Here is a 22,055-nt window from a genome sequence, read left to right on the forward strand (position 1 = left end):
TAGTTTATTTTACCACAACAATTTGTTGTGGTTTTTTTAATGTTAACTATCTTAAATGAGTGTGTCGATACATATATAATAATGTAGGATGTTTTATAAAGGGGAAGGTTGGATGAACAAAAAAGAAATGATTGCCATGCTTTTAGCGGGAGGTAAGGGAACAAGATTAGTTGATTTGACAAAAGAGATAGCGAAACCTGCCGTTTATTTTGGGGGAAAGTACCGTATTATAGATTTTTCATTAAGTAATTGTACAAATTCTGGGATAGATACAGTAGGGGTATTAACGCAGTATGAACCCCTTGTATTAAATTCATATATTGGAAATGGAAAAGCATGGGACTTAGATGTGATTAATGGGGGTGTGACGGTATTACCCCCCTATTCATCTGGTAGAGAGGTACAATGGTATAATGGGACAGCTAGTGCTGTAGCTTTAAACTGTAAATTTATTGATTATTATGAACCCTCTTATGTTTTAATATTATCAGGTGATCATATTTATAAAATGGATTATTCGAAGATGTTAGATTATCATATGAAGAATAAGGCAGATTTAACAATATCTGTGATTGAAGTTCCAATGAGTGAAGCGAGTCGATTTGGGATTATTAATACCTTTGAAAATAATTTAATCAATGAGTTCGAGGAGAAACCTAAGAAACCAAAGAGTAATTTGGCTTCAATGGGAATTTATATTTTTAATTGGTCAATTTTAAAACAGTTCTTAATGGATGATTTAAAAGAAATAAACTCAACACATGATTTTGGAAAGGACATTATTCCTAAGATATTGGCCTCTGGGTTAAGATGTTTTGCTTATCCATTTAAAGGCTATTGGAAAGATGTTGGAACAGTGAAGAGTTTTTGGGATGCGAATATGGACTTGTTAGATAGTAAGTGTGATTTAAATTTATATGATAATTCATGGCCAGTTTATTCAGTTAGTCAACATCTTCCTCCTCATTATATTAATGAAGTTAGTGATATTGATGAGGTACTAGTTAACAAAGGATGTATTGTGTATGGATCTGTTCAAAAGTCACTTTTATTTTATCAGGTATATATTGATGAGGATTCAGTCGTTAGGCATTCTGTTGTGATGCCGAATGCGAGAATTGAAAAAGGGGCTATATTAGAATATACGATTGTTCAAGAAGGAATTGTCGTACCAGCCAATACAGTGATTAAAGGGACAAAAGATAATATTATTTTGGTTTCTAAAGTGTATTTAGAAACTTTAAAGCAGGTGGGAAGATGAGTATAAAGTTTTTAGGGATTATCGATGATACCATTCAGTTTAAAGAATTAGGGGAATTGACTACTTATAGAACGGTTGGAGCGATTCCTTTTGGAGGACATTACCGGTTAATTGATTTTCCATTGTCCTGTTTTCAACAGGCAAATGTACGTAATGTTGCGATATTTTCAAGTGGTAAGTTTCGTTCTTTACAAGACCATATTGGTAATGGTGAAATATGGGACTTAAATCGTAAGCGGGATGGTTTGTTTTTTTTTCCTAAGATGAGTGATAAACCATCTGTGATGTTATCCTTTTATCATATTCATGACCATATAGAGTATTTATTAAAGAGTCATGAAGATTATGTAGTAATTACAAATTCTTATGTTGTGTCACTTCTTGATTATAAACAGTTGGTTAAAGAGCATGCGAGAATGAATGTGGATATTAGTGAACTATATTATCAAGATGAGCGATTAAATATTTTTATTTTAAGTCGTAAGTTATTAATTGAACTTGTATTAGAGGGAATAAATTTTGGATATAATAATATAATTCAGGTCATTGATTTATCGAATAGGTATCATATTGGAAAGATACATTTAGATAAGGAAATCTTACTCTTAAAGTCAGTGAATGATTATTTTAAAGCGCATATGCGTTTATTAGAACCAACCATATTTAATCGTTTGTTTGTTAAGAATAAACCAATCATCACCAAAATAAATGATGCTCCATCGACTTATTATAAAAGAGGTGCAAAAACCTTCAACTCAATCTTATCTAACGGTATAATTTCTGAAGGATTGGTAGAAAATAGTATTGTATTTGATTCAGTGATTATAGGTAAGAATACACACATTAATAATTCAATTATAAATGAGAAATGTATCATTGGTTCAGGAAGTCTATTAGAAAATGTTATATTAGATAAAGAATGTATTATTGCTCCAAATGTTTGTATTAAAGGAGAAATTAACCATCCTGTGATGTTTTCCAAGTATACAAAAATTGCCAAGTATAATTTATAGTTGAAGTAATCGCTTTCATATTTAAATGTCATTGAATTTTCCATAAAATAGGTTATAATTAAATTGTGAAAAAAAATGAAAACTAAAAGGAGTTGTCAAATATGCCATATATTACAGATGTATATGCACGCGAAGTAATTGATTCTCGTGGGAATCCTACAGTAGAGGTTGAAGTTTATACAGAAAGTGGTGCGTTTGGTCGTGGAATCGTGCCATCAGGAGCATCAACTGGTGAGAATGAAGCGGTAGAATTACGTGATAATGATAAAGGTAGATTTTTAGGAAAAGGTGTTTTACAAGCTGTACGTAATGTAAATGAAGTAATTGCGCCTGAAGTTATTGGTATGGATGTAACACAACAAGTTGCAATCGACCATTTAATGATTGATTTAGATGGAACTCCAAATAAAGGTAAATTAGGAGCAAATGCGATTTTAGCAGTATCTATTGCTTGTGCACATGCTGCAGCTGATTATGTTGGATTACCATTATACTTATATTTAGGTGGATTTAACGCAAAAGAATTACCAGTTCCAATGATGAATATCATCAATGGTGGAAAACATGCTGATTCTGGTGTTGATTTCCAAGAATTCATGGTTATGCCACTTGGTGCTAAATCATTTAGTGAAGCTGTAAGAATGGGAGCAGAAGTTTTCCACAATCTTAAAAAAGTATTAAAAGAAAAAGGTTATAATACTTCTGTTGGTGACGAAGGTGGATTTGCACCTCAAGTTGAAGGTGTTTATGAAGCATTAGATACAATTGTTGAAGCAATCAAAAAAGCTGGTTATAAACCAGGTGAAGATATCTATATCGCATTAGACTGTGCAGCAAGTGAATTCTATGATGCTAAAGCGAATGTTTACAACATGGAACGTCAAAATCAAATGAATTTCTCTTATGAAGATATGGTTAAATTCTTCGAAGAGTTAGTTGAAAAATATCCAATCATTTCAATTGAAGATGGTTTAGCTGAAACTGACTGGGAAGGTTGGGCTGAGTTAACTCGTCGTTTAGGTAAAAAAGTTCAATTAGTTGGTGATGATTTATTCGTTACAAATACTGAATTCTTAGCAAGAGGAATTGAAACAAATGTATCAAACTCTATCTTAATTAAAGTTAATCAAATTGGTACATTAACAGAAACTTTTGAAGCAATTGAAATGGCTAAAAAAGCTGGATTTACATCAGTTATTTCACATCGTTCTGGTGAAACTGAAGATACAACAATCGCTGATATCGCTGTTGCAACAAATGCTGGTCAAATTAAAACAGGTTCTATGTCTCGTACGGATAGAATTGCCAAATATAATCAATTATTACGTATTGAAGATGAGTTAGAAGATACAGCAAAATTCTTAGGGTTAAAAGCATTATATAATTTAAATAAGTAAGACAATTAATTAATGATAAAAAAGGCACCGATTTTGGTGCTTTTTCTATCACTGTCTAAAAAATGTTTACAATATGAGAAATATGGTTTATAATAGTAAGGGATTATATAAACTAAGGAGGCTACCTATGAATTTTCTAGATTGGTTTTTATTAATAGATGCTATGATTGTAATCACGTTTGTAGCTTTACAAGAATCTAAGGGTGGATTAGGCGAAGCATTAACAGGCGCTAATACCGAATTATTTAAGAATCAAAAAGAACGCGGTGTTGAATTATTTTTAAGTCGTGGGACATTGGTTTCGGTTATAATATTTATTGTATTGGCAGTTCTTACTAAGCAATTTTAATTGAAAATCCCGTAGATCTTCGGGATTTTTTTGTTTTAAATTATAATTTTATGTGATAAACTAAATGTAGAATGGAATAAGGGTGTGATAGTATGCCAAAAGGATTTGGAAAGATTATTGCGCAAAATAAAAAGGCTTATCATGATTATTTTATTGAAGATACTTATGAAGCTGGTATTGTGTTAGAAGGTACTGAAATAAAATCGATTAGACAAGGGAAAGCAAGTATTAAGGATGCTTATGCTCATATTGATAGTAATCAAGCATATATTAATAATATGCATATAACACAATATGATTTTGGGACAAAAGGTAATCATGAACCAACAAGAACAAGAAGATTGCTTTTACATAAAAAAGAAATTAGTCGTTTATTTGGATTACAACAACAGCAAGGGTATTCATTAATTCCTTTAAAGTTGTATTTAAAGGATGGATTTGCTAAGTTAGAGATTGCTTTAGCTAAGGGGAAAAAGCAGTATGATAAAAGAGAAGCGCTTAAGATAAAAGATTCAAATAGACAGATAGAAAGAGCGATGAAAGATAAATATAGGGGGTAATGGTTAATGGGAGAAGATATGTTTCCTAAAGAGTATACAGATGAGGAATTAGAAAAGATAGCGATAAGACGGATTAAGTTAAGAAGAAATATGTGTTCAAAAATCTTTTCTTATATCGTTGTAAATCTATTTCTTATTATAATCTACTTTTTGACAAAAGATCCTGATGATAAGGGAATGCCTTGGTTTGTTTGGCCATTATCAATTTGGGGTGTTGCGTTAATATTAAATATATCAAAGTCGATACAGGAATTAAGATTTACATATAATACAAAAGTATTAAATAAAGAAGTAGAAAAAATAAAAAGAAGTTTAAAAAATTAGGGAGGATATAAAATGGATAAATTTGATTTCTCAAAAAAAGAGTTTTCTGAAGAAGAGTTAATTAATCTAGCGAAAAAAAGAATTAAAATAAAAAGAGAATTGTATTCTCATATCGCAGCTTATGTTTTCGTCAATGCATTTTTACTTTTTATTTATTATTTTAGTTCTGATTTTGATTTTAATTTTGATGTTACTTTTTGGCCAGGTTGGGTTTTAGCTGGTTGGGGTCTAGGTTTATTGTTTCATATTTTTGAAACAATACAAGAACTTAATTTTAAATATAACGCTAATGTGATAAATAAAGAGATGGAAAAAATTAAAAAGCATATTAAGCCAGAATAACATTGACAATATATGTGAAAATGTTATAATTATTATCCGGGAGTAATCCCGGGTAATATATAAATATGGGGATGTTACGGATTCGACGGGGGCATTTGAACTTGATAAGCAGGTCGTGCTTAACATCACGTTAAACTGTAGAGGTTTAAATAACCGGAAAAAATAATTTACAATTCGCAGCTTAATTAAATAAGCTCGGCTCCATTCGACTATTGCCCATGTAGTTGTCTAGGGGCTCATTGATAGTGGGCTACGCTAACATCCGCCTCCTTAGGATGTTAGAAGAAGATGAATAAGGATCGCTAGCAAATAGCCTGTCTATCGGCAGTTTGTTCGTTAAATTTTAAAGATAGTCTAAACCTGTAGAAAGTCAAGTGTTCGGTGTTTTCGGACGCGGGTTCGACTCCCGCCATCTCCACCATGATATTTACGTACAAAATAATCAAATAATATAGATATAACTATTGAAATTAACATGTCTTTGATTTATGATATAATCAAGGACTTTTTTATTTGACAAAAATAGTCAATTTAGAAATACGTCAAAATCAAAATAAAATGAGGAAAATGGACGCGGATATGGTGGAGAGGGGTCCACCAAGTTAAATTAAATATAAAGGAGTGAAATAATGTCTGAAAGTAATGAAAAAGTTTCTAGTATATCAAATCTTATGCAAGAGCAAGGATTTAATTATCAATTCTTTTATTTCCTATATAAATTAATGAATAGTAAACGGGGAGAGACTATAAGATACGAAGAAGTAGATGATATATCAATTGTTAGAATAAATAAAATGGAGGTATATCAATTAAAATATCTAACTTCGAGTAATATATCTGATTTGTCTGAAGCTTTTTGGAAAACACTTTATAATTGGGGTAGTTTACAAGGAATTAATTTTAGTAATACAACATTTTTTATAGTTACAAACGCATTAATAACAAATAAACTAGTAAAATATATTGAAAAATATCAAGAAAACGTGTGTACTTTTTCCGATATAAAACGTAGAATAGAGGATTATAAAAATAATACTTCGAATGAGGATATTGAGAAATACATTAGTGATGTAATAGAAAATAAGAATATGAGTTCTATTCTCAAAAATATAAAATTTATTCAAGATATTAATATAATCGAAAAAATTTATGATAATCTTTATAGATTTCTAATTCCTGAAGAAAAACAAATATTATTTTTAAAAAAACTAATTGGGGAATTAAAATTAAGACAATTTAAAGATACAAATGAAAAGAAAAAATTTGAGGTTACATTTGAAGAGTATTTTAAATTTGGTTGTAAATTAGCTGATCGAATAAGATCTAATAAATTTGTTGAATCATTTTATGAATGTAATAATATTAAAGATTTTATAAAAAAGTTCTTTATTGTTCAAGCTCAAGATATTGGTGTAGTAAATGATGAAGACGACATTATAACACTATCAACAAATTATTTGAATTATATAAATAATATGATAGAAATAATGAAATATAAATTTGCAACAGATAAAGAAATAGATGATAGTTTAAAGTTTGTTATACAAAATTGGAAGAGTGTTTTTATGGAATGTAAAAGACTAATAGCTGATGATATATCTAAAGGTAAGAAGTGCTTTACAGATACATTAAATAAAAATATAAAAATTGGTAATATAAGTTTAGAGGATATTACTAGTAAGGGATGTTTTTTAAAATTATCTGATGAATTAAGAATAGGTTGGTTGCCAAAATGGGAGGAGAAATATAAAAATGAGGAGTAAGTATAAAAATTTTAACACAACAATAATTATTTTACTTACTTATTTAATTAAATTTGAAAAAATCGAAGTATTAAATGTTTATTTTATAGTAGCTTTTTACAGTAATAATACACTTTTAGATGAATTTGAGAAGAAGAAAAAAATTTACAGTAGTCTAGTAGATTATAGTATTGAATTTCCTGATTATATTGAAATAACCAAAAATAGAATAGATTATTATTATGAATCTATTGCGGAATCATTGTTGTTCTTATCTGAATGTTCTTTAATTGATTTAAAAGGTAATCAGATAATATTAAATAAGGATATTTATACAAAATATAATTTAAATAATATTTCTACTAAAAGAATGGAAATTTGTATTAAACTAACTGGTAACATATTTAAAATAAAGACACAAGAATTATTCTTGCGTACTGGGGTGATATTATGAAATTTCATATAAAAAAAATAGTGTTATGGAAAAAAGATGGAACAATTAAAACCCATAATTTTAAAAATAATAAAATAAATATAATAAAAGGTAGTAGTAATACTGGAAAAAGTAGTTTCTTTAGTGTATTAGACTATTGTTTTTTGTCATCTGGAAAGGATATACCAAGTGAAATAGATAGACAAGTTAATTGGTATGGTATTGAATTTAAATTAAATGATCAAAATTATTTTATTGGTAGGGAAAGCGGTGAAACTAATAAAGCTAGTAACAATGTATATTTTAGTAACTTTCTTCCAAAAAATGTAGATAAGAAAAATTCTAGTATAAAGAATATTAAAGAAATAATAAATAAAAAATTTAATTTAGATTCAGAAAAACATCGTGCTTATGGTGGCCCAGCAACTGTAAAAAATAGCAAATTATCATATAGGCCATTTTTACTTTTTAACACTATATCACAAGAAATAATAAGTAGTAAAGATCAATTTTTTGATAAACTGAATAATAGACAATATTTAGGAACTTTCCCTGCAGCAATGGATATAGCCTTGGGAATATATACTTTAGATAAATTAGAATTACTTGTACAGAAAAAAAAATTAGAAGATAAATTAAATAAAATAAATAATGATGATGATAATGAAAGTAACAAATATCATAAGTATATTGACAGCCTTTTTAAAGAAGCTTCAGAGTTAGGGGTCAATACATTATCATGTACATCTTTAGGTGATCTAAGAGAACAGTTTAATAATAATTTATATACTTCAAAGATATATAATAATGATATGTATAGGCTTAAAGAAAAAGAATTTAAATTAATTCAAAAGTTACGGAGTCTTGAAAGTTATAATAATGAACTAAATAAAAGTGAGAGATTATTTGATAAAGAGGAAGAGGAAAATAACGTTATAAAATATTTTGATAAATATAAACAAACAAGCCTTTTAGCCGAATATTTTATAGAAGCAATTACAGAAGAATTAATGAGATTAAAAAAAGATAAGAAATTAATAACAGAAATAAGAATAGATGTTAATGAGAGAATAAAAGTGATAAAAGAAAGTTTGGATAGTGTACAAAAAGATATAAAGAGAATTAGTAATCAAATATCTTTAGAAAATAATTATAAGGATTATATAGAGTTATTAGGGAAAATTAAAATAATAGATTTTATTAGTAAAAATGAAAAACAAGATATAGACGAAAATAATATCAAAAAAATTGAAAAAGAATTAAAAAAGTTAGAAAAAAAATTAGAAAAATATCCAAACAAAGATAGTGTTCTGTTTGATATAAATGAAATTTTAAATGAAAATTTAGAAAAATTAAAGGTATATATAAAGGGATATGAAAATAAAAACTTAAAAGCTTTCTTTAATATGTCTAAGAAAAAATTAGAATTTAAATTATATGATTATAAGGAAATCCTTGGTAGTGAATCTAATTTTATGATTGAACACTTACTATTATTTACATCATTACATCAATATGCAAAAGACTATTATGATAAATTTATCTTATCATTTTTAGTTATAGATTATTTAAGTAAACCATACAATGTGGAATTACCTGAAGATTTAAAAACATTTAAAGGAGTTTTATCTTATTTATGTATTTTTTTAAAGAACATAAAAGATTTTCAGTTAATAATAATTGATAAATTAGATTATCAACATTATGTAGATAAAGATAATAAACAGTTAATATATAATTTAAATTTTGATACATTAGTATAAGATTTTAAAAGAATTAATAGAAAACCTTTATTGAGTAAATAAGAATGAAATATATTATGTTTATAAGTTAAATAAAATTTATCATTATTAAGAATAAATGTTAAAAATATTTAATTAATCAATTATTTTTAGCAATATTTTGCAAAAAAATATAGAAAAATAGAATTGAATATTTTATGATTTAATAAAGGAAAAGGCTTTCTAAAATATAAATAATAATAATCGAATAATATATTTTTGGGGGAATATATGAAAAAAACGTTAATTATTTTAGTGTTTGGTATATCTGGGTCGGGTAAAAGTACGTTAAGAGATTATATTATAAAAAATACAGATGAAATATATAAATTAATAGCTGTAACTGATAGAAGTCCTAGAACTGGTGAGCAAGATAAAATCGATAAATATTTTTTAAGTGAAATGGATTTTTTTAAAAAAAAGAATCAAGGAGAATTATGTATAATTAATAGACTTTATAATACTAATTATGCATTTTTTAAAAATGATTTTACCTCAGGAAAAATTTTATTAGGGGAATTACATTATTCGGCTATAGATAGCTTCAAAGCATATCATCAAAATACGATCCTCTTATATATTAAAATTAAATCCAAAGAAAAAATTATAGATGCAATAGAACAGCGAGATAAAAATATTGTAAATAATAGTATTCGGATAAAATACATAGAAGAAGAAAAAAAAGCTTTATATAAATTAGAAAAACAAGGGATTTTTGATTATAGTTTTGAAAATAATTATGATGAAGAAAGCAAAATAAAATTTGTTGGGATAATTAAAAAAATTATTAAAGATTATGGGGAGAAATTTTAAATGATTGAAGAGATAATAAAGTTAATAAGTCAAAAAAATATAGATAATAATTTAATTAAAAAATTAGAAAATTTTGAACAAAAGAAGTTAGTTTATACATCATTCGACGGAGATTTTATGCAATTTCTTATGGACATGATGGAAATTACAATGAAAAGAGGTTATATTCCTATTAATCCTGAAGCAACTTTAGGATATTATGTCTCAACTACCACTCATGAAGGAAATAAAATACCTGTAATGATTGATTGCATAAAAACTGAATTAATGTGTGATGAAATGTGGATTTTTAACCCGCTTAATAATCATATTCCAGAAGGTGTTTTAGCAGAAATGATGGTTTGGAAAAATGAAAAAAAAAGTGATATTAATTTAATTACTATTTTTGATTCTGTTGAATTAATTAAAGAAATTAAATTTAACATTTTACATGAAAATGATATTAATCAGATCATCAATAAGCATAATAAAGTAGACATAGAATCTATTAAAAATAAATTAATTCTATCAAATCCTGAAAATGGATTATCTCATTCGTATATTGTAGCGAATTTTTATAATTTTAAACATATTGATTGGACAAGATTTTATTGTTATAAAAATGGAATTTGTCCAATTTCGCCTCATAATATTTTATCATATTACTTATATAGAAATATCTATGGTGAAAAGGCAAAAGAGAATTATATTATTGACAGAATTACTTTATTAAATAAAGCAGATAATTTATTATTTTTTACAAATATGAATAATTTATATATTGAGATAGAAAATTTAGATATTTATTCTTGTATGGAATTGCTATACTGGTATAAATATAAGGATAAATCAAAAATTAAAATAATAAACTGGTCTGATGCTAATGTTCCAAAATATAAAAATAGTGATAAATGGGCAATAACTAATACTGAAAAAAAAGAGGTAATCAATTATGTATAATGAAATTTTTAAATCCCTTCAAATATATGAAAAAGAAATTGTAAATAATTATAATATTTTTAAAGGTAATTTATTAGAAGATGAGGTAAAAAAATTTTTGATAACTAATCCTAATGCATTTCTATTTGGACTCATTTCGGATCAATCAATTAAAGCAGAATTAGCATGGTCATTGCCATTAAGATTAAAAGAAAGAATAGGATATTTCAATATAAAAAGAATAGCAAATGAGATTAATGAAGAAGAGATGGAAACTATTATTAAAAAAAAGCCATCATTACATAGATACCCCAAGAATATAGCAAAATATTTAATTTATGCTAGCAAAATTTTAGTTTATAAATATGATGGTAATGCAAGTAATATATGGAAAAATACATCAGCCAAAGAACTTATAATGAGGTTACAAGAATTTAAAGGTATTAGTCACAAAAAAGCATCATTAGGTTGTTTATTATTAGTAAGAGATTTTAACTTAGACTTGATAGATAAAGAAAATATAAATATAGTTTATGATATCCATATACGACGTATCTTTCTTAGAGCAGGATTATGTGAAAATGATAAAATCGAAGATATATATAATGCAGCTAAAAAAATTTATCCTCAGTTTCCGGGATATTTAACATCTATGTTTTGGGCTATTGGTAGAGATATATGTAGACCGAAAAATCCAGAATGTAATCTTTGTCCTATAGAAAAGCATTGTATGAAATATACTAATATAAACATAAAGTAAGGTGGGAGTTAGAAAATGCAAAATCTAATATATTACAATAATTTTAAAAGAATAATAAAAAGATCATATGAAATAAATAATTATTGGAAAAAATATAGAGAAAATAGGCAGTTAACTAAATTCGAAAAAGAGTCAATTGATAGTTTTATTATTAGTTTAAAATCACCAGTAAAAAAAGTATTAGATCTTGGTTGTGGAACAGGACTACCATATGATGATTATCTTGTTAAAAATGGCTGTTATCTTACAGGAATTGATTTTAGTAAAAAACATATCAGTATGGCAAAAAAAAATATCCCCAATGCAAAATTTATATATGATGATTTTTTAAGTTATAAATTTTCTAATAAATTTACTGGAATTCTCTTATTTTATTCTTTTTTTCATATTCATAGATCTAATCATAATTATTTGTTGAAAAAAATTTATAATTTATTATTAGATAATGGTATTGTTTTGATGAACGTACGTAGTGAGGATTCTGGGGATATTAAATATAAAGATAATTTTTGTGGAAAACCTATGTGTTGGAGTCATTTTAATTTCGAAAAATTTCATAGTATGGCTATCTCATGTGGGTTTTCTATTAAAGTATTAGGAGACGAAAAAGATTATGGAAGTGATGAAAGTCATATTTGGATAATAATGAAAAAATGTTTAAAATAATTTAATATTAAAGAGTTAAATTGTTAATTATTTCTTTATTTTTAAACTAATAGATGGATGTGGATACTATCCTATACGTGCTGGACTTTTGTATATGAAAAAAATAGTCAATTTTATGATTAAAATACACATTAAAAGAAATTATCTGTAAAATCACTAAATCTTATTAAATTTAGTAAGAATATTACCATAATAGTTAAAGAGAGAGGACAGGTATCACATATATTTTTGTACTTTATCAAAGTGTAAGGAAGTGTTCGTATGAAACATTGGTGTTATAAACAAATTTATTATCATGACTATACATTATGTAATATTAAAGGTGAAGTAAGACATCAAGATGAATGTAATACTGGTCAAAAAATTAATCATGAAGATTTTAAGTTAATTGATATATATCATATTTTCAAATTAAAAAATGGAAACTTAAGAATAGAACTTTCTGACAAATCTATTATAGTTGTGAAAAATAGTAAAGATAAATCTGCTACTATTGATTGGATAAATAAAACACTTTGTCAAGAGGAAAACATTTAAAGAGAATATTTTATATCATCTAAATGGAATTCTTCACTAACAGTAAACAATAAAGTCAAGTTTACGTTAACAAATCAAGAAAGCAAAGAAGATTATTCATTTTCAATTCTTATACTAAAATAAAACTTTCATATAAATGATGAAAGGATATAATTCATAGAACTTGCCTTGTTTCACATGTCGAATGTTGTGTAGCAATGGAGTATAACCCTAGATAATAAAAATATTGTATTAATATGTAGAAAAATCACTGAATTTTCAGTGTTTTTTTGATATAATGTAACTATATATATTATGAATTGAGGTTTAAGTATGAACGTCTATTTTTCAGATTTTTTTAATATCAATAGTAAAGATTTAGAAGAGTATGGTGCTTTTAATATTTCATTAATAGGAGATTTACCACTGTTTATTGATCCTTTTCTACTTTTCAATAGTAAAAAACAGGAATATCAGAAATTACATCAATGTATAATAAAATACTTAGGTTTTTTAAGAGATAAATCACTTGAGGGTAAAGTTAATAGAGGTTTATTAAAATCTTGGTTTGCTTTTAAAGAAGTTAAACAAAATTGGCTTGGATTTTCAAAGGTTGGTAATAGTGGTAGTGGTTTAGGTATGTCATTTGCTAATGCATTGAATAGAAACTTACATTCTGTTTTTTCTTCATTTGGGAATGAGAATATAACAAAAGAAAGTCATATGGAAAAACTTTGTCTAATTGATTCAGGAGTTGGTAAAGATAATTTAAGTGATTTTACTACAAATTTAATAAAAGATTATTTATTGGAATATACACAGGAGTTTACAAGAAAATATATTGACTCTAAGTTGGTAAATGAATTTACAGTTGAAAAGGTAAGATTTAATTATGTTACTGAATCATGGGAAAGTGATACTTATATACTACCTAATTTTTATGGGGATTATGTTATTTTAACACCCAGAGATATGTTAACAAAGGATGATAACTTTATTAATAGTATGGATATGATAAATAGCTTTACATATATAGTAAACACGATAGACAATGAATCATTAAGAGCACAAATTAATAACTATTTAAGTAAATCTTTGAAGGACGATATGAAGCAGGATGAGCGTAAAAAAGTTTATGCAGAATTAATTAAAGAGTTACCAATTATAATAGATTATTATATTAAAAGAAAGGAAAATAATAAGGATTCTGCAACATCTAATAGTGATGAAAAAGTAAAGTATTCTACAAAAGTTTATGTAGAACAATTTAGTGAAATAATTAATTTACTAGCAAATAAAACATCATTTTATGATATAAATCCAACAAGTTTTGATGAGGCATTAGAAAGAGTAAAATATCTAAAAACCGTTATCGAAGATATGGATGGATATAGAATATTCTATTTTAATGGCCAACCAATAAAAAAAGAAGAAGACTTACAAATCATGTATAAATTAACTTGGTATAGTTCTAAATCAGATATAAATGCAGAGGTAAATAATGGAAGAGGTCCAGTTGATTTTAAAACATCAATTGGATCAAATGATAAAACATTAATAGAGTTTAAGTTAGCAAGTAATACGCAACTAAAACATAATCTAGCAAAACAAGTTGAAGTTTATAAAAAGGCAAATAGAGAAGCAAAAACAATAAAGGTAATACTATGCTTTACTGAACAAGAACAAAATCACGTTCTTAATATTTTAAGGGAACTTAATTTAAATGATGAAGCGATAATTTTAATTGATGCAAGAAAAGATAACAAAAAATCAGCATCAAAAGTTCGAATTGATGAAGTAATTTAAATATTTATTTAATTTTCCAGTACAAATTAAAAATTCATAAACCCAAAAGTAAAACTATTGTACTGGAAATTTGATAATTATTTATTTTGATAAGGGGATAGGATTATGAAATACGTTAGACACCATTTTATACCACAATTTATTTTAAGAAACTTTAGTAAAGAAAATGACAGTGTTGGTGAAGCATTTATAAATGTATATCATAATTTTACAAATGAAGTAGAAACAATGAAAATATCTAATGCTTATATGGTACACAATTTATACGATTCTACTCAATTTGATGATATTAAACAATTAGAAAAAGATTTGGGTCAATATCTAGAAAGTAAAGTAGCACCAATTATAAAGAGAATATTTAATTCTAATAAAAATTTTGTGATGAATAGAGATGAGTTAAAATTAATAAAAAAATATTTACTTATAACTATTTATAGAACAGAAACCAACATGTCATATTATATAAAAGAAAATATTAAAGATAAAATAGAACTTTCAGATTTATCAATTAATGAAGGTGAATCAAAATTAGATTTTTGGAAAAGGGAAATGTTTACCATTATACATAATGAATGGGACTTCCTTTGTAGTCCTAAATGTCCAATTGAATCTGTTCGTCATTTTACAAGTGAAATTAATCAATCACACTTATGTATTTTTGAAAATGATGATGAAGAATTTATAATTAATGATATAGGTAGAGTATCTGAAATGATCCCTGTTCAAATCCCCGAAAATGAAGTAGAAAATTTTAAAGAAGCAGCAGAAATGGTATCAAAAAATTACTTATGTAAAGCTAAAGAAATTTTAGAATATGAACTAAAGAATAAGACAAGTAAAATAGAGACCTTTATGTTTTTCCCTATATCACCTAAAAAAGCAATAGTAGTTGCAAAGAAATCAAATGCAGTTGGTATTGAAATTAGGCATTATGAAATGAGTATTACTCTAAATCAAAGACGTTTTAGTCCTCCTTTTAATGATTATATTAATAAAGAAGTATATTCAATAAAGAAAGAAATTCAAGAATATTACAGAAAAAATATTCGGAAAATTCACTATATCTATATATCTAATAAATTAGAACAATTAAATACCTTATATAATAATGAGGACAAATTTATATATCCAATACAAAAACTTAATAATAGTGAAGTTATTTTAATTAATTGTTTAATGCTCAATGAGTCAAAAAAACATTTTTCTTTTTTGAATTCATCAAGAATTTGTAAATCAATACGGGCATATAACGATATGTACAGGGCTAATACGCCTAATATTAAAAATAATTTTTTAGGTAGTGAAGTTGTAATAAGGAAAAGTTAAAATAAAGTAATTGTCATTTTAATTTTAATTATACAAAATAAAAGTTAACTGCAATTGCAATTTATGTTAAGTAATGAATTTAAACCAATTATATACCATTATTTATTTGGATAAACCAAATATGTATAAGTATCAAATCTGTATTAGGGTGGCAGTTAGATGAACATAAACAATACAATCTCTTAGTAGATTGACCAGGTAGATTTATATGGTCACAAATTAAGTAGTACAATGGTTATTTGGTTAAAAGAATCTGTACCATTTTTAGAAGGTAAATTAATTAGAGATTATTTTTATTGGATTTATCTTTTCAGATCAACCTATAAAAGCAAAAATGGCTATATATTTATCTTTGAAAAGATAAGAAGAACTCAAAAATAATTTTTGGAGCTTATCAATCAATCCTTTCGATGATTGGAATAAATATGCAGATTTATATTTTTATTAAAAGAAAAAGAAAGCTTATTTACGGAAAAAGAACACGAACAGATGATTGAATGGATTACTTCCACATACTTTGGAGGAAAAAGAATAAATAATAAATAATGTATATAAATTCTAATAAATATGAAGCACTTAAACTTCTTGGTGTATTTAGTATAAAGGCTAAGAAAAAGGCATTATCTTTATATAAACCTGAATTTGATTCTTTAGATGTGTTTTCTGAGAAAAATTAGATTATAATAATATCTTCAAGTTTTGAAAGAATGAAAGAAGATATTTTAGACGAACTTAATGGATTAGAACCTTTAGAAGTTTTTAATATATTAAAAGAGAAAAAATTAAATTATAGACATGAAATTTATGATTATCAAAATGCTGTAACAACTTACTTACAAGATGACCATAATATATTAAATCTACTAAATAATATAGAATATTTAGATAGTGTACCAACATTATATTTATCATGCGAGATATTTTGTGGGAATATGCAACTAAGTTAGGTTCACAGTTTAAATCTTATTTTTCTGATGAAATAGCTGAAGCAATAAAAGATACTTATATTACAGATTGTCAACATGTTATTATATTCTTCAAAAGTATAGTAAAAAATGGTGATTTTTGGGTTTTTACTACAGAGGATGAACATATACAAAGTATAATTGATCTATAGAAGGATAAGGATTATGATTCTCAAGATATAGATTAAAATGTAAATGTATTAAGTAAATTTACAAGTAGTTTACTAAATAACATTACAAACATAATATTATGTAAAATAATGTCAGTATATGTTATAATTATTATAAACTAAAGGATGGATAAAAAATGTCAACTATGATAAAAAGAATAGAAAAATACTCAGAAAATATTGTGGAGGACAAAACTCTCTTTCCTTATGATGTTGAATTTTATAAAGAATACTTTTTAACTTTTTTAGATAATGAATCACATAATTTTAATAAGGTATTGTTAGTAAATGTAATAGAAAATATTACATGGTATAGACAATCACAAATAAACTCATTTTTTACTAGAACTATGACTGAAGAAATATTTGATTATGATTTCATACTTGCTTATAAGAACAAAATAAGTAGTAGTTCAAATAATATAATATCTAATTTAAGACAACAAGGTATAATTTATGATGAAATATTAGATTTATCTAAAATAAAACACACAGTTAAGAATAAAACTTTAATTATATTAGATGACTATGTAGGTAGTGGTAATACTATCATAAATAATGTCTTAATAAATAAATCTTTTCAAAATTGTAAATTTATAATTATTGCTTTTGTGTGGCAGGAATTAGCAATATCTAACTTAAAGAAATTTCTAAAATCTTATAAACAAAATAATGTTGAAATACATAAAAAAAATGTAATAGTAGAAAAAAATTTTGAACATAAAGTTAACGATATTAAAACTATTAATTATATTAAGAAAATATGTAATGGACTAATATATTCAAAGGAATATTATGGTTACAACAATACGGGGGCCATGATATCTCTAATGGGAATATCACCAAATAACAATATTTCTATGATTTGGAGAGATGATATTATAAAAGATGGTCAAAAATGGATACCTCTTCTTGACAGGGAAATTGGACTAAAAATGATAACAAGATATAGAATAGAGGTTTTTAAAAATAATAAAAAGCTATTATATGATTTTTATAAAAAAATTAGTAAAAAACTAGAAATAACTTTTGAGGAATATAAAGTAATTTATCTATTTTTTGTTAAAAAAAACATTCAATTCAATGAAATTAAAAAAATTTTAGGCTATGATAATCATAATCAAATCAATGAAATTATAGCTAATTTGAAATATAAAAAGATAATTACATTTATTGATGGTTATATAAATATTTTAAACCAATACCTAATAAAAAATATGAAAGATTTAACAAATCGAATTTTAGTAGTATTAAAAAAAGAGGGAATAGAGCGGAAGAAAAAAACAGATGTGTTTTTAGCTAATCAATCTAGTTAATAAGTTTCCCTTCTAGGAGGGCAAATGAGTCATTTGCATGGTAATTAGGTTTCTAGTAATCATCCGACTTCACAGACTGCGAAGTATACTCGTCTTGAAGTCTAATGTATTTGAGTGTGTATAAATACCTTTCGCACAGCTGTGCCAAAGAATATTTATATTTACACACAAACTCTTATAGCAAGGAGTTGGCTAGGAGGGAAATTTATTATGGAAAATAAAAATTTATATAGGAAAAAAATTGAAAATAGCGACATAAGTTTTAATGAAAAACAAAAATTATTATCTAATTTAGGTAATATTAAAGATGATTATCCAATCATTTTAAATGGATACCATATTTCCAATAAAGTTGGTATAAAATGGAATGATTATCTTAAATTATTGAAAAATACTAATAAATATTATCATGTATATTATATGGCTAAAAAAAGTGGTGGAAGAAGAAAAATAACTATACCTGATCAAATACTTATGGATATACAATATTTTATTAAAAATAATATTTTAGAAAATATTAAAATTGATGAAAGTGCATTTGGTTTTAGGAAACAAAAATCTATTTTAGCTAATGCAACCTACCATCGAGAAGGTGAAAAAGTATTAATTATGGATATAGAAAATTTCTTTCCCAGTATCCATAAAGGACGAGTCTATTATGTGTTTAATAAAATATGTGGTTATTCAAGAGAAGTGTCTTACGATTTAACAAGACTGGTTACTTATAATAATGGATTACCACAGGGTGCTCCGACTAGTCCAATTATTTCAAATATAGTAGCTTATAAATTAGATTTAAGATTGAAAGGTTTGTCTTATGTCATAGGTATAAAATACTCTAGATATGCTGATGATTTAACATTTTCTGGTGCTGAAAATAAAATTAATGATAAATTATTGTATACTGTATCTAACATTATTGAAGATGAAGGCTTTAAACTTAACCTGAAGAAAATTAGATTCTATGGAAAGAATAGCACAAAGATTATTAATGGGTTAGTAATAAATAATGGATATGTCACTATTCAAAAAAGATACATAGATAAAATAAAGCAAGAATTATACTATATTAGAAAATTTGGACTTGAATCACACCTTAATTATGTTGGGTTTAAAAATAAACATTATGCTGAACATCTTAAAGGGAAAATACTGTATGTTTATAGTATAGATAAAGAAAAAGGAAAACAATTATTTAGTCTTTATAATGAACTAAATATTGAAAATAAACCTAATCTTGTTAGAGGGGGATTTGATGAGATGCCCGTATTGTAATAGATGGGGATTTAAATTTATATTAAAATTGAATGAACATAACATGTGTCGTTTTTGTAAACGGTTAAAAATACGTCACTCGAACTATACAATTAATTCTATCAAAAATAATTGTACTAAAATTAATATGACTCTTGATGTTAATGAAGTTCAAGGCTTAATCATTACTCTAAACAAATTAATTGAAAATTTTAAAATAAATTTTCTAAATAAAGGATTTAAAATTAACTTTGATTTAAAAAAATTGTCTAATAGTATTATTTTTTTAAATGATATGATAACTAATCAAGAGGATTATCTTCTAAAAAGATTAAATTTGATAAAAGAAAGAAAAAAAGTAATTAATTTCTTTGAAAATAAAAAAAGAATAATTCCATTATTAGAAGAAATACACAGAACATATTTATTTTTAATTAATTATTATTATAAAATGAGAAAAATTTCTGAATTTAATGTTGAAAAAACTATTGAATATTGTATAAAAGATATTCAACTAATAGAGAGCAATTTAAATAAAATGAGAAAAATAATTCAAGATAGTTATAATGTTAGATCATTTACACAGTTGATAATAATATACACAAATAGACAACAATATGATAAAGCCCTTGAAATTTGTGATAAAGCATTAAAGTATAAAATACCACAAACTAAAGTGAAATATGGATATTATGGACGAAAAATTAAAATTTTAAAGTTAAAAGAAAAAAATTTACAAGTGCTATTATAATATTTAAAATATAACACTTTGGAAAATATGAAGTGGATATGTAATGGCACTGGCCATCTCCAGAACGTCATGAAAACAAAGAGACCAAGAGTTTCTTGTTTCATTTCTAGGGAATATTTCTCTAGATTTGTAAGCTGTTATCATATAATGAGTGCGAATCTCATCTAGTAAAGTCTAACCAACAACTAGTACTTAGTCTTGGAGATGAAGCAGTAATGTGAGGTTTAAGTGTAGTCAAAGGAACTTTCGAGCCGGAAGTGAATACTGAAGTTGTAGCCTCGAAAGACCGAGACTGGAAAGATTGATGTTTTTGTATAATTAGAAGAAGTATCGTAAAAGATGAGATATAATTAATTTTTTAGGGTTTATAAGCCCTAGAGATAGTACTTCCGATTTTATCAATGTTAGCACAACGTACAGGCAAAGGTATATATGCCTGTCTTTTCATTCTAGATAATAAATTATCAAGAATACTACTTGAAGAATATTGATACTCAACTTTACCTATTTTATCAATCCTCTTTGCTTTTGTTGAATCCATATCCCCATGACATTCAAGAAATTTACAGGTAGCACAAGAGAAAACCTAAATTATTGAGTTTGGTCGATTCGCTGAAATTAGTAAAAGAGTAAAGGAAAGAAAAGACCAGAAAGATTCAATTTTAAGGTTATTTATATTTAATAGAATATAATCAGAACAGGATATGAGAATGATTCAATTTGATTTAATATTTGTTCCCACTGACGGAAAAAGAGAAGTAGAACATTCAATTACCACAGAAAATTTAGAAGATTTACAAAAGTTTAAAGATGCTAGAACAATTAAAATTTGTTTTTAGACCAAACTGGATTTGAAGAATTTATAAAGTTTGTTCCTAAGACATTAGTAAGTTTATCATTATTTCAGTGTAAAGATATTAAAGATTTATCTCCACTTGAAAAATTAAATAATATAGAATATTTAAATTTTTATTGGAACAGAAAAGCAACAAAATTATGGAATATGACATTTACCCCTAAGTTGCAAACTTTACAAATGGTTGATTGTAATAAAATAATTGATTTTTCATATTTGAAAAATGCAAACATTAAGAAATTGAGGTTAATGGGATGCAATGGATTATCATCATTCACATCTAAACTTATGATTGACGATCTTTCCAATATATTTAATATGAAAATTTAGAGTCACTTGCTCTTGATATAGTAAAGAATTATGATGTGTTAGAGTTTCTTAAAAGTCTTGTCAAACTTATATATTTAAAGGAATTATATATTCCGGATAATTCCTTAACATTTGAACAATTTGCATGGTTAAAATCCAAACTACCAGACACTGAGGGTTTAGAGGGAGTAAGATTTTTTAGTATATCGGGAGTTGTTGATTCTAATGAAACAGTCTTAGAGTGTTATTCTATCATTGGAAAAAGAAAACCTAGGTGTTTGTCAGTAGATAAAATAGATCTTGTTAATAAATATAAAAATGATTATAACAAACTTGTAGAAAAATACGGGAATGAAATTGAACCACTGGAATAAATTAGTTTTTATCCACTAAATCGAATTTATAAAATATTCAATAATCTAGGAAT

Annotated in this window: 24 protein-coding genes and 1 other RNA gene; all 25 read left to right on the forward strand. The window is 25.6% G+C overall.

Annotated elements, in window-relative coordinates; all coding sequences use genetic code 11:
* The first annotated feature begins 112 nt into the window (after positions 1-112).
* The 25 genes from KHQ81_00630 (at position 113) to KHQ81_00750 (ending at position 22,002) form a co-directional block, all read left to right on the forward strand.
* Positions 113-1,261 (forward strand): glucose-1-phosphate adenylyltransferase, encoded by a 1,149-nt coding sequence (locus KHQ81_00630; GenBank protein QVK18255.1) that lies wholly within the window; start codon positions 113-115, stop codon positions 1,259-1,261.
* Positions 1,258-2,274 carry a glucose-1-phosphate adenylyltransferase gene (locus tag KHQ81_00635; protein ID QVK18256.1) on the forward strand — a complete coding sequence of 339 codons (1,017 nt, stop codon included), beginning with the start codon at positions 1,258-1,260 and terminating at the stop codon, positions 2,272-2,274. The genes KHQ81_00630 and KHQ81_00635 overlap by 4 nt, the downstream gene beginning before the upstream one ends.
* A gap of 101 nt (positions 2,275-2,375) precedes the next feature.
* On the forward strand, positions 2,376-3,671 hold the full coding sequence (gene eno / locus KHQ81_00640; GenBank protein ID QVK18257.1) for a phosphopyruvate hydratase: 1,296 nt from the start codon (positions 2,376-2,378) through the stop codon (positions 3,669-3,671).
* 127 nt (positions 3,672-3,798) lie between these two features.
* Positions 3,799-4,020 (forward strand): preprotein translocase subunit SecG, encoded by a 222-nt coding sequence (gene secG / locus KHQ81_00645; GenBank protein ID QVK18258.1) that lies wholly within the window; start codon positions 3,799-3,801, stop codon positions 4,018-4,020.
* Positions 4,021-4,112: 92 nt separating this feature from the next.
* Positions 4,113-4,580, forward strand: coding sequence for an SsrA-binding protein SmpB (gene smpB / locus KHQ81_00650; protein QVK18259.1), 468 nt, complete (start codon positions 4,113-4,115; stop codon positions 4,578-4,580).
* A 6-nt stretch (positions 4,581-4,586) separates the two neighbouring features.
* Positions 4,587-4,904, forward strand: a complete 318-nt coding sequence (locus tag KHQ81_00655) for a 2TM domain-containing protein (GenBank protein QVK18260.1) — start codon at positions 4,587-4,589, stop codon at positions 4,902-4,904.
* A gap of 12 nt (positions 4,905-4,916) precedes the next feature.
* Positions 4,917-5,246, forward strand: coding sequence for a 2TM domain-containing protein (locus KHQ81_00660; GenBank protein ID QVK18261.1), 330 nt, complete (start codon positions 4,917-4,919; stop codon positions 5,244-5,246).
* Between the two features lie 67 nt (positions 5,247-5,313).
* Positions 5,314-5,667: a transfer-messenger RNA gene (ssrA, locus tag KHQ81_00665) on the forward strand.
* Positions 5,668-5,875: 208 nt separating this feature from the next.
* Positions 5,876-7,009, forward strand: a complete 1,134-nt coding sequence (locus KHQ81_00670) for a hypothetical protein (GenBank protein ID QVK18262.1) — start codon at positions 5,876-5,878, stop codon at positions 7,007-7,009.
* Complete coding sequence (locus KHQ81_00675) at positions 6,999-7,442, forward strand: hypothetical protein (protein ID QVK18263.1); 444 nt, start codon at positions 6,999-7,001, stop codon at positions 7,440-7,442. Before KHQ81_00670 ends, KHQ81_00675 begins: the two co-directional genes overlap by 11 nt.
* Complete coding sequence (locus KHQ81_00680; protein QVK18264.1) at positions 7,439-9,184, forward strand: DUF3732 domain-containing protein; 1,746 nt, start codon at positions 7,439-7,441, stop codon at positions 9,182-9,184. Before KHQ81_00675 ends, KHQ81_00680 begins: the two co-directional genes overlap by 4 nt.
* A gap of 249 nt (positions 9,185-9,433) precedes the next feature.
* Positions 9,434-10,015, forward strand: coding sequence for a hypothetical protein (locus KHQ81_00685; protein QVK18265.1), 582 nt, complete (start codon positions 9,434-9,436; stop codon positions 10,013-10,015).
* Positions 10,016-10,954, forward strand: a complete 939-nt coding sequence (locus tag KHQ81_00690; protein ID QVK18266.1) for a hypothetical protein — start codon at positions 10,016-10,018, stop codon at positions 10,952-10,954.
* Entirely contained in the window at positions 10,947-11,693 is a 747-nt protein-coding gene (locus KHQ81_00695) for an endonuclease III (GenBank protein QVK18267.1), read from the forward strand. Before KHQ81_00690 ends, KHQ81_00695 begins: the two co-directional genes overlap by 8 nt.
* Before the next feature lie 15 nt (positions 11,694-11,708).
* Entirely contained in the window at positions 11,709-12,359 is a 651-nt protein-coding gene (locus KHQ81_00700) for a class I SAM-dependent methyltransferase (GenBank protein ID QVK18268.1), read from the forward strand.
* Positions 12,360-12,620: 261 nt separating this feature from the next.
* Entirely contained in the window at positions 12,621-12,896 is a 276-nt protein-coding gene (locus tag KHQ81_00705) for a hypothetical protein (protein ID QVK18269.1), read from the forward strand.
* A 312-nt stretch (positions 12,897-13,208) separates the two neighbouring features.
* Positions 13,209-14,681, forward strand: a complete 1,473-nt coding sequence (locus KHQ81_00710) for a hypothetical protein (GenBank protein ID QVK18270.1) — start codon at positions 13,209-13,211, stop codon at positions 14,679-14,681.
* Positions 14,682-14,786: 105 nt separating this feature from the next.
* The gene (locus KHQ81_00715) at positions 14,787-16,007 is read left to right on the forward strand and encodes a DUF4238 domain-containing protein (protein ID QVK18271.1); all 1,221 of its coding nucleotides are present in this window, start codon (positions 14,787-14,789) and stop codon (positions 16,005-16,007) included.
* Between the two features lie 707 nt (positions 16,008-16,714).
* The gene (locus tag KHQ81_00720; GenBank protein QVK18272.1) at positions 16,715-16,954 is read left to right on the forward strand and encodes a hypothetical protein; all 240 of its coding nucleotides are present in this window, start codon (positions 16,715-16,717) and stop codon (positions 16,952-16,954) included.
* On the forward strand, positions 16,930-17,124 hold the full coding sequence (locus KHQ81_00725; protein QVK18273.1) for a hypothetical protein: 195 nt from the start codon (positions 16,930-16,932) through the stop codon (positions 17,122-17,124). Before KHQ81_00720 ends, KHQ81_00725 begins: the two co-directional genes overlap by 25 nt.
* Before the next feature lie 155 nt (positions 17,125-17,279).
* A complete protein-coding gene (locus KHQ81_00730) occupies positions 17,280-18,458 on the forward strand; it encodes a hypothetical protein (GenBank protein ID QVK18274.1) in 1,179 nt (392 codons plus the stop codon).
* A gap of 210 nt (positions 18,459-18,668) precedes the next feature.
* The gene (locus KHQ81_00735) at positions 18,669-19,733 is read left to right on the forward strand and encodes an RNA-directed DNA polymerase (GenBank protein ID QVK18275.1); all 1,065 of its coding nucleotides are present in this window, start codon (positions 18,669-18,671) and stop codon (positions 19,731-19,733) included.
* The gene (locus tag KHQ81_00740; GenBank protein ID QVK18276.1) at positions 19,714-20,463 is read left to right on the forward strand and encodes a hypothetical protein; all 750 of its coding nucleotides are present in this window, start codon (positions 19,714-19,716) and stop codon (positions 20,461-20,463) included. Before KHQ81_00735 ends, KHQ81_00740 begins: the two co-directional genes overlap by 20 nt.
* An 829-nt stretch (positions 20,464-21,292) precedes the next feature.
* Complete coding sequence (locus KHQ81_00745; GenBank protein ID QVK18277.1) at positions 21,293-21,649, forward strand: hypothetical protein; 357 nt, start codon at positions 21,293-21,295, stop codon at positions 21,647-21,649.
* Between the two features lie 35 nt (positions 21,650-21,684).
* Positions 21,685-22,002 carry a hypothetical protein gene (locus KHQ81_00750; protein ID QVK18278.1) on the forward strand — a complete coding sequence of 106 codons (318 nt, stop codon included), beginning with the start codon at positions 21,685-21,687 and terminating at the stop codon, positions 22,000-22,002.
* Positions 22,003-22,055 lie beyond the last annotated feature (53 nt).

It is taken from the genome of Mycoplasmatota bacterium (genome assembly GCA_018394295.1).
Taxonomy (GTDB): Bacteria; Bacillota_I; Bacilli_A; order Haloplasmatales; family Haloplasmataceae; genus JAENYC01.